Origin of the sequence: Arenimonas sp., assembly GCF_022842045.1 — a bacterium.
Taxonomy (GTDB): Bacteria; Pseudomonadota; Gammaproteobacteria; order Xanthomonadales; family Xanthomonadaceae; genus Arenimonas.
This window is the reverse complement of record NZ_JALHQI010000092.1, coordinates 1-9,332: the sequence shown is the minus strand read 5'-3', so window position 1 is coordinate 9,332 and position 9,332 is coordinate 1. Positions and strand designations below refer to the sequence as shown.

At 71.9% G+C, this 9,332-nt stretch carries 8 protein-coding genes and 1 other RNA gene; 1 reads left to right on the top strand and 8 read right to left on the bottom strand.

Annotated elements, in window-relative coordinates:
* The 8 genes from murF to rsmI all read right to left on the bottom strand — a co-directional run.
* On the bottom strand, positions 1 to 920 hold a 920-nt coding region (gene murF / locus Q0C12_RS13845; RefSeq protein ID WP_290891179.1), incomplete at its 3' end, for a UDP-N-acetylmuramoyl-tripeptide--D-alanyl-D-alanine ligase.
* Positions 917 to 2,395: a UDP-N-acetylmuramoyl-L-alanyl-D-glutamate--2,6-diaminopimelate ligase gene (locus Q0C12_RS13840; protein WP_290891177.1), complete on the bottom strand. Its 1,479-nt coding sequence runs from the start codon at positions 2,393 to 2,395 to the stop codon at positions 917 to 919. The genes murF and Q0C12_RS13840, both read right to left, overlap by 4 nt.
* Positions 2,392 to 4,167 carry a penicillin-binding transpeptidase domain-containing protein gene (locus tag Q0C12_RS13835; protein ID WP_290891175.1) on the bottom strand — a complete coding sequence of 592 codons (1,776 nt, stop codon included), beginning with the start codon at positions 4,165 to 4,167 and terminating at the stop codon, positions 2,392 to 2,394. Before Q0C12_RS13835 ends, Q0C12_RS13840 begins: the two co-directional genes overlap by 4 nt.
* Positions 4,164 to 4,433, bottom strand: a complete 270-nt coding sequence (gene ftsL, locus Q0C12_RS13830; RefSeq protein WP_290891173.1) for a cell division protein FtsL — start codon at positions 4,431 to 4,433, stop codon at positions 4,164 to 4,166. Before ftsL ends, Q0C12_RS13835 begins: the two co-directional genes overlap by 4 nt.
* Positions 4,430 to 5,377 carry a 16S rRNA (cytosine(1402)-N(4))-methyltransferase RsmH gene (gene rsmH, locus Q0C12_RS13825; protein ID WP_290891181.1) on the bottom strand — a complete coding sequence of 316 codons (948 nt, stop codon included), beginning with the start codon at positions 5,375 to 5,377 and terminating at the stop codon, positions 4,430 to 4,432. The genes ftsL and rsmH overlap by 4 nt, the downstream gene beginning before the upstream one ends.
* Before the next feature lie 14 nt (positions 5,378 to 5,391).
* Complete coding sequence (mraZ, locus tag Q0C12_RS13820; protein WP_290891170.1) at positions 5,392 to 5,838, bottom strand: division/cell wall cluster transcriptional repressor MraZ; 447 nt, start codon at positions 5,836 to 5,838, stop codon at positions 5,392 to 5,394.
* A 312-nt stretch (positions 5,839 to 6,150) separates the two neighbouring features.
* An RNA gene (gene rnpB / locus Q0C12_RS13815) (RNase P RNA component class A) lies at positions 6,151 to 6,504 on the bottom strand.
* Positions 6,505 to 6,685: 181 nt separating this feature from the next.
* On the bottom strand, positions 6,686 to 7,531 hold the full coding sequence (gene rsmI / locus Q0C12_RS13810; protein ID WP_290891168.1) for a 16S rRNA (cytidine(1402)-2'-O)-methyltransferase: 846 nt from the start codon (positions 7,529 to 7,531) through the stop codon (positions 6,686 to 6,688).
* A gap of 64 nt (positions 7,532 to 7,595) precedes the next feature.
* Between rsmI and Q0C12_RS13805 the strand changes: the two genes are divergently transcribed.
* Positions 7,596 to 9,332: penicillin-binding protein activator (locus Q0C12_RS13805; protein WP_290891166.1), on the top strand; the 1,737-nt coding region annotated here is incomplete at its 3' end.

The window sequence follows — 9,332 nt, the reverse complement described above, 5'->3', positions numbered from 1 at the left end:
GCGAGCCCGGCGGCGATGTCGTCGAGCGAGGCGCCCGCACCCAGCGCCAGCGCGGCCGCGGCCAGCGCGTTCATCACGTTGTGGCGGCCCGCCAGCGGCAGCGCAACGTCCACGTCGCCGGCCGGGGTATGCAGGCGGAAGCGGCTGCCCTCGGCGTCGCCGGCCAGCGCGGTGGCGCGCACGTCGGCGTCGTTCTCCAGGCCGAAGCGCAGCACCCGGCGCGCGCCGATGCGCTGCATGAAGAACGGCGCGAAGGCGTCGTCGGCATTCACCACCGCGATGCCGTCGTCGGGCAGCGCCTCGTAGATCGCACCTTTCGTCTCGGCGATGCCCAGCAGGCTGCCCATGCGTTCGAGGTGGGCCGGCATCACGTTGTTCACGATCGACACCTGCGGCGGCGCGATCGAGGCCAGGTAGGCGATGTCGCCCGGCTGGCCGGCACCCATCTCGTAGATGGCGAAGCGCGCGTCTTCCGGCGCCTGGAGCACGGCCAGCGGCAGGCCGATCTGGTTGTTGAAATTGCCCGGGTTGGCGAAGGCCTTGCCCGCGCGGGAAAGGATGGCCAGCACCAGCGTCTTGACCGAGGTCTTGCCGTTGCTGCCGGTGATCGCGACCACCACGGCCGGGCGGCCCTGCTGCACGCCCGCCGCGAGCTCGCCCAAGGCGTCCTCGGTGTCCGCGCACAGCACCTGCGGCAGCGGGCAGTCGACCTCGCGCTGCACCAGCAGCGCGGCGGCGCCGCGCTCGAGTGCCTGCTGCACGTGGTCGTGGCCGTCGTGGCGCTCACCGCGCAGGGCGACGAACAGGCCGCCGGGCGCCAGCGTGCGGGTGTCGGTGCCGACCGACGTCACCTCGACGTCGGCGCCGAGATGACGGCCTTCGACCCAGCGCGCGACCTGCGACAGCAGCACCGGCCTCATGCCCGGGCCTCCAGCGCGGCGCGCGCGACCTTGAGGTCGTCGAACGGGTGCTTCACGCCCTGCACTTCCTGGTAGGCCTCGTGGCCCTTGCCCGCCACCAGCACCACGTCGGCGGGGCCGGCACCGGCGAGGGCGGCGGCGATCGCGCGGGCACGGTCGCGCTCGACCTGCACGGCGCCGCGGTCGCGGAAACCGGCGAGGACCTGCGCGACGATGGCGTCGCCATCCTCGCGGCGCGGATTGTCGTCGGTGACGATCACGCGGTCGGCGCCCGCCTCGGCGATGGCCGCCATCTGCGGACGCTTGCCGGCGTCGCGCTCGCCGCCGCAGCCGAACACGCAGGTCAGGCGACCCGGCGTGTGCGCGCGCAGGCTGGCCAGCGCCTGTTCCAGCGCATCGGGCGTGTGGGCGTAGTCCACCACCACCAGCGGCTGGCCGTCGCGGCCGCCGACGCGGCTCATGCGGCCGTCCACCGGCGCCAGCCGCGGCAGCATCGCGGCGATGGCGTCCAGCGGCCAGTCCAGTGCGCGCAGCGCACCGGCCACGGCCAGCAGGTTGTCGACGTTGAAGCGACCCAGCAGCGCCGACGCGACCGGCAGGCAGGACCCGCCTTCGACCAGGTCGAAGCGCAGGCCTTCCGGCGCCAGCGCCACGCGTTCGGCGCGCAGCGTCGCGCCGGCATGGCCACGCGAGCTCAGGCCGATGCGGCGGGCCGCGGCGGGCGCGCGGGCGAGCAGGCCCGGGCCGAAGGCGTCGTCGAGGTTCACCACCACCGCCTGCAGCGAGGGCCAGTCGAACAGGCGCGCCTTGGCGGCGCCGTAGGCTTCCATGCTGCCGTGGAAATCGAGGTGGTCGCGGGTGAGGTTGGTGAACATCGCGATGCGGAAGGCCACCGCGTCCACCCGCCCCTGCGCGAGCGCGTGCGAAGAGACCTCCATCGCGACGTGGGTGGCGCCGGCGTCGCGCATCTCGGCCAGCAGGCGGTGCACGGCGATCACGTCCGGCGTGGTGCGCTCGCCGGCGACCAGCTGGCCATGCAGGCCGGCGCCGAGCGTGCCGATGCTGCCGGCGACGACGCCGCCGAGCGTGAGCGCCTGCGCCAGCAGCTGCACGGTCGAGGTCTTGCCGTTGGTGCCGGTGACGCCGGCCACCGCCAGCGCGCGCGAGGGCGCCCCGTAGAACCGGTCGGCGAGCTCGCCCTGGCGCGCGCGCAGGCCGGGCACGGCCACGGCGTCGTCGCCGGTTGCCTCGCCCGCAGGCGCCGGCGGTTCGAACAGGATCACGCTGGCGCCGGCCGCGCGCGCCTGGCCGGCGTGGCGCAGGCCATGGGTGCTGGCGCCGGCCAGGGCAATGAAGGCATCGCCAGCGCGCAGCGCGCGGCTGTCGGCGGTCAGGCCGCGCAGCACCGGGTTGAAGGCGGCCGGCAGCACCGGTTCGCCCTGCAGCAGATCGTGCAGCGGCATGGCGCGGCTCATCGCAGCGCTCCCGCGGCGTCGCCGCCGGCGGCGGGCGGCGGGGCCTCGGCCACGGTGGCGGCCTTGGGCGCGGTCTTGCGCGCCTGCGCCGCGAACCACTGTTCGATGTTGTCCGGCGGCACGTCCATCAGGCGCAGCGCGCCGTCCATCACGTTGTGGAAGATGGGCGCCGACACCGCGCCGCCGCCGTATTCCTCGCCCTGCGGGTCGTGGATCACCACGGCCATCGCGAAGCGCGGCTTGCTGGCCGGCACCAGGCCGACGAACACCGCCGCGTAGCGCTTGGCGGCATAGCCGCCACCGCTGGCCTTGCGCGAGGTGCCGGTCTTGCCGGCGACGCGGTAGCCCAGCACCGCGGCGCGGCGCGCGGTGCCCTCCGGGCCCGTCACGGTCTCCATCATCTGCATCAGCTGCGCGGCGATGGCCGGGTCGACCACCTGCTGGCTGGACGCATTGGCGCCCTTCACGAAGGTGGCTTCGTTGATGCGGCCGCCATTGCCGATGGCGGCGTAGGCGCGCGCCAGCTGCAGCGGCGTCACCGACAGGCCGTAGCCGTAGCTGATGGTCGCCTTCTCGGCCGGGCCCCAGGTGTTCGGCGCGCGCAGCACGCCCGAGGACTCGCCCGGGAAGCCGCTGCCGCTCGGCTGGCCGAGGCCCAGGCGGTGGTACATGTCGAACTGGTGCTCGTTGCTGAGCTGCTGCGCGACCAGGGTGGCGCCGAGGTTCGAGCTCTTGGTCAGCACGCCGGTCAGGGTCAGGGTGCCGTAGTTGCGGAAGTCGCGGATTTGGTGGCCACCGGCCAGGGTCATGTAGCCCGGCGCGGTCTCGATCGGGGTTTCCGGGGTGAACTTGCCGCTCTCGAGCGCCGCCGCGAAGGTCAGCGTCTTCATCACCGAACCCGGCTCGACCACGTCGGTGACGGCGCGGTTGCGCTGGGCGTCGGTGGTGGCCGACTCGCGCGCATTCGGGTTGTACGACGGCTGGTTGACCATGGCCAGGATCTCGCCGGTCGGCACGTCCAGCACCACGATCGAGCCGGCGCTGGCACCGTGCTCGATCAGTGCCGCCTTCAGTTCGCGGTAGGCCAGGTACTGGATGCGGCGGTCGATCGACAGCATCAGGTCGCGGCCGGGCTCGGCGGCCTTGATCAGGTCGACGTTCTCGACGATGCGGCCGCGGCGGTCGCGGATCACCTGCTGGGCACCTTCGGTTCCGGTCAGCCAGTCCTCGAAGGCCAGCTCCAGGCCTTCCTGGCCGTGATCGTCGATGTTGGTGAAGCCCAGCACGTGCGCCATCACCTCGCCGTGCGGGTAGAAGCGACGGAACTCGCGCTGCGAGTACACGCCCGGGATGCCGAGGTCGGTGACTTCCACCGCCAGGTCCGGGTTCATGTGCCGGCGCAGGTACAGGAATTCCTTGTGCGCGCGCTGGGTCACGCGCTGCAGCAGCACCTCCCGCGGGATGCCGAGCGCATCGGCCAGCTCGGGCAGGCGGTCGGGATGCTGCAGCAGCTCCTGCGGGTTCACCCATACCGACTCGACCGGCGACGACACTGCCAGCGGCTCGCCGTTGCGGTCGGTGATCATGCCGCGCGAGGTCGGGATCGGCACTTCGCGCAGGAAGCGGGCGTCGCCCTGCTGCTGGTAGAACTCGGGATTGATCAGCTGCAGGTGCGCCGCGCGCGCCACCAGCACGCCGCCGAACAGGCCCATCACGACGCCGACCGCCAGCAGGCGGTGGCGCAGGCTGTAGCTGCTGCGCTGTAGCTTCATGGCCGCAGCACCACGATGTCGGTCTCGGCCGGGTACTTCATGCCGATGCGGGTGCCGGCGACCTGCTCGATGCGGTTGGCCTCGGACCAGGTGGCCTGCTCGAGCTGCAGCCGGCCGAATTCGATGTTGAGCTCGTCGCGCTCGTGCTCGAGCGTGGACAGCGCGATGTAAGCCTGGCGATGCAGGTGGCGCGAGTACACCACCGCCACCGCGCTCGCGAGCACGGCGACCACCATCAGCAGCAGGGCGAAAAGGCGCGGGCTCATGCGTTCGCCTCCGCGGCCGGCAGCTTCTCGGCCACGCGCATCACCGCGCTGCGGGAGCGCGGGTTGGTGGCGGTTTCATCGGCTTCGGCGCGCAGGGCGCCGCTGACGTCGCGCAGGGCCGGGGTGAAGTCCTGCGCCACCGGCATGCGGCGGTTGCCCGGGGGCGCCTTGGCATGGCGGGCGATGAACTGCTTGACGATGCGGTCTTCCAGCGAGTGGAAGCTGATCACCACCAGCCGGCCGCCCGGCTTGAGGCGTTCGAGCGCCGCGTCCAGCCCGCGCTCGAGGTCCTCGAGCTCGCGGTTGATGAAGATGCGGATGGCCTGGAAGCTGCGGGTGGCCGGGTGGATCTTGCTGTCGCCGCGACCGACCACCGACGCGATCAGCTCGGCCAGCTGGGCAGTGCGCAGCAGCGGGGTCTCGTCGCGGCGCGCCACGATCGTGCGGGCGATCTTGCGGCTGAGCTTTTCCTCGCCGTAGGTCCACAGCACGTCGGCGATCTCGCGCTCGTCGGCGCGGGCCAGCCAGTTCGCCGCGCTCTCGCCCGAGTCCGGGTCCATGCGCATGTCCAGCGGGCCGTCCTTGGAAAAGCTGAAGCCGCGCTCGGCGACGTCGAGCTGCGGCGAGGACACGCCCAGGTCCATGAACACGCCGTCGAGGCCTTCGGCCGTTTCGTCCCAGTGGGCCAGGCCGGCGAAGGAACCCCGGCGCACGCGGACGCGCGCGTCCGCGCTGGCAAGCACGTGGGCGGTGGCGATCGCTTCCGGGTCCTTGTCCATCACCAACAGCCGTCCATCCGGCCCCAGCCGGTCGAGCACGCCGCGTGCGTGGCCACCACGCCCGAACGTGCCATCCAGATACCTGCCATCCCTGAGCACACGCAGCCCGTCCAGGGCTTGCCCGAACATCACCGGGAGATGGCTGGGCTGCGTGCCTTCCCGCATCCCGGCCATGTCCGTCACAGCCTGAGGTCGAGCATGTCCTCGCTGATCTCGTCTTCCCCGATGGTTTGACGGATCTGCGCGAGGTGCGCCTGCTCGCTCCACAATTCGAACTTGCCGCCCATGCCCAGCAGCACCGCTTTCTTCTCGATCGCCGCCGCGTTGCGGTGGCTGGCCGGCAGCAGCACGCGGCCGCTCCCGTCCGGCTCGACCACCGTGGCGGCGCCGACCAGCTTCAGCTGCAGGTTGCGGTGCACGCGCTTGGCGTTGGGCAGCGCGTTGACCTGGTCACGCACCTTCTCCCAGGCCGCTTCCGGGTACAGCCACAGGCAGCCGGCTTCGTAGGGGTTGTAGGTGACCACCAGGCGATTGGCGCAGGCGCGCGCGACCAGGTCCCGGTAGGCGGTGGGAATCGCCAGACGGCCCTTGTCGTCGATCGTGATTGCGGTTTCGCCCTGGAACATCAGTTCGGATCAGCCCTTATCCACCGAAACCCACTAAAAACCCGGATTTCCCTCGGAAGCCCACGTTAGTCCTGCCCCCGGGGGCTGTCAAGGACAAAAACAGGGGAAATTCGCTAGGCGGATCAAGACTTTGCGCGAAACTTGAGAGTCTTGTTTAAGAACCGTTGGGCAAGTGTTGTTTCACATGGATTTGATCCAAACCTGTGAGCCGGTCGACAAAACGGTCCGCCTCGCCAGGCCGGGGCCAAGGCCGCCCGTGCCCGGGGCCGGGCCCGGGGAATCTGCGCAAACGGGGTGCAACGTGGGTGGAAGTGGCGGAGCCGGTCGTTAAGCCGGGTTCTGTCGTGGACAGTCATTCCTCTGGGACCTGCGTCGCCGCAGGCCTCAAGCAACCAACCCGGGTGCGGCACGAGCCATGCCATAGCACCCCTATTTGGTCTTGCTCCGGGTGGGGTTTGCCGTGCCCCGGGGCGTTGTCCCCCCGGGCGGTGGGCTCTTACCCCACCGTTTCGCCCTTACCACGCACCCTTGCGGGCCGTTCGGCGGTTTGTTTTCTGTTGCACTTTCCGTCGGCTCACGCCGCCCAGGCGTTACCTGGCACCCTGCTCTGTGGAGCCCGGACTTTCCTCGGCGCATTGCTGCGACGCGACTGCCTTGACCGACTCCGCCGGGCGGGATTGTCTCATGATGCGGGCGGGGCTGGGGGATTGGCGGCGAGGAAGGCAGGGCCGGGGAAGAGTGAAAAGGAAATAGTGAAGAGAAGATAGGAAATAGTGAAAGCAGGGGCTCGCGGTTTCTCGCCTTCACTATTTCCTATCTCCTATTCACTATTTCCTGGCTCCCCTTCCTAGCCCCCCGCCTCTCCGCCACCCCCATAAAGCCCCTTCCGCGGCGCCCCACTGATATCCGCCGCCAACTTCGCCGCCACCGACGGCTTGAGGTGCTCGGCGAGCTTGGCGTACAGGCGTTGCCCTTCGAGCAGGCGGGCCGCGGTGTCGTCTTCGCAACCGCGGATGACGAGCACGAACTCGCCCTTGCGCTGGTTGTCGTCGGCCGCGACTTTCGCGACGATCGATTCCAGCGTGTCGCCGAGCACCGTTTCGAACAGTTTCGTCAGTTCGCGTGCGAGGACGGCTTCGCGATCGGCGCCGAACGCCGCGACCAGGTCTGCGAGGCACTCCTCGATGCGGTGTGAGCTTTCGTAGAACACCAGCGTCCGGGTTTCCCGCGCCAGCGCCGCCAGGCGCTCGCGGCGCGCCGAGGCCTTGGCCGGCAGGAAGCCTTCGAAGCAGAAGCGGTCGCTGGGGATGCCGGCCACCGAAAGGGCCGCGATCGCAGCGCAGGCGCCGGGGATCGGACTGACCGCCAGGCCCGCCGCGCGCACCTCGCGCACCAGCCGGTAGCCGGGGTCGCTGACCAGCGGCGTGCCGGCGTCGGACACCAGCGCCAGGCATTCGCCGCCACGCAGGCGCTCCACCAGCTTCCAGGCGATCTCGCCCTCGTTGTGTTCGTGCAGCGCCAGCAGCGGACGCTCGATGCCCAGCGCCACCAGCATCTGCCGGGTGTGGCGGGTGTCCTCGGCGCAGATCGCATCCACCGCCGCCAGCACCTCGCGCGCCCGCGCGCCGAGGTCGCCGAGGTTGCCGATCGGCGTGGCCACCACGTAAAGCGTCCCCGCCCGGGTCGTTGCCATGACCGCGCCCTCCTTGTGCACCGGGGTATCATCTTAGCGGCTTCATCCACCCGGACCCCCGACCATGCTGCGATCCGCTTTCCTGCTGTTGGCCCTTGCCCTGCTTTCCGGCTGCGCCAGCGTGGCCGTCACGCCCTCCGCGCCGGCGGGCGAACCTGCCGTCGCCAGTCCCGCGGCGCAACTGGCCGGGGATGGCCGCCACCTGGAGGCGGCCCGCGCCTATGCCGCCGAAGCAGGCGGCTCCCGCGGCAGTGCCCGAGAGCGCAGCTGGCTGCGTGCGGCCGACCAGTACTGGCTGGCGGGCGACACGGGGGCCGCGGCACAAGCGCTGGCGCAGGCCAACCGTCGCCGGCTCGAGGGCCGCGATGCCTTCCTGCACGACCTGCTGGCGTCCGAACTCGACGTCGCCGCCGGCCGCCACGCCCCCGCGCTGGCGCGGCTCGCGCATTCGCGCGAATCGGTGCCTTCGCCGCTGCGGGCGCGCTGGCATGCCGCCCGCGCCGCGTCGCTCGAGGCCACCGGCCGCGCCTTCGATGCCGCCGGCGAGCGGGCCTGGATGAACGCGTCGCTGGAAAGCGCCGCACGCACCGACAACCTGCGCCGCATCGACGAATTGCTGCGCGCCCTGCCCGACGACCAGCTCGCCGCCGGCAGCGCGGCGCTGCCGGCCGGGCATCCGCTCTACCTGTTCGCCGGCCGCGCCCTGACCCAGCGCGGCCTGCCGCTGCCGCGACCCTACGACCGCAACGCCTCGGCGCCGGGCATGGACGCCCTGCCGCCGGCCGAGCGCGACGGCTACCGGCCGCCCGAGCGCCTTGCGGCGCTGCTGCCGCTCAGCGGCCCGCTGGCTGCCGCCGGACAGAGCGTGCGCGATGGCCTGCTGGCCGGCTACTACGGCGAGAACCGCCGGCGGCCGGAGCTCCGCTTCTACGACACCGCCGGCGCCGGCGGCGTCCGCGGCGCGCTGGCGCAGGCGCAGGCCGACGGCGCGCAGATGATCGTCGGGCCGCTGGCCCGCGACCAGGTCGACGAGCTGTTCTCGCTGCCGGAACTCGAGCTGCCGGTGGTGGCGCTCAACCGCGGCGGCATCGCGCCGCCGCCGGGCAGCACCACCTTCGCGCTGGCTCCCGAGGACGAAGGCGTGGCCGCGGCCGAGCGCCTGCTGGACCGGGGCATGCGCCGCATCCTGGTGGTCACGCAGGCCGACGAAAGCGCGAACCGCGCCCTGGCGAGCTTCCGCGAACGGCTGCGCGCCGGCGGCGGCGAGATCATCGCCGAGGTGGTCGTCACCGACGCCAATCCCGACTACGTGCCGGCGCTGCAGCAGGCGCTGGCCGGTGGCCGACCCGACGGCGTGTTCCAGCCGCTGCGCGCGGCCCAGGCGCGGCTGCTCGCCAGCCAGATGGACTCCGCCGGGATGCCGGGGGTGGCGCGCGTCGCCACCTCGTTGATCCTCTCGGGCGCGAACCTGCGGATGGACGTGGAGCTCGATGGCATCGAGTACCCGGAGCTGCCCTGGCTGCTCGGCCTGCGCGGCGGCATGCCGGACGCGGAGTCGCTGGGCCGTTCGCTGCCGAGCGCGCAGGGCGGCGGTGCGCGCCTGTTCGCCTTCGGCATGGATGCGTGGCAGCTGGCCGCGTATGCCGACATGCTCGCGCGCGACCCGTCCGCGCAGCTGCGCGGCGCCACCGGGGAGCTGGAAGTCGATGGCTTCGGCCTGGTGCAGCGCCGCCCGGCGTGGGCGGTGTTCAGCGGCGGCCGCTCGCGTCCGGCGCTGGACGGCGCGCTGCTGCCCGATGCC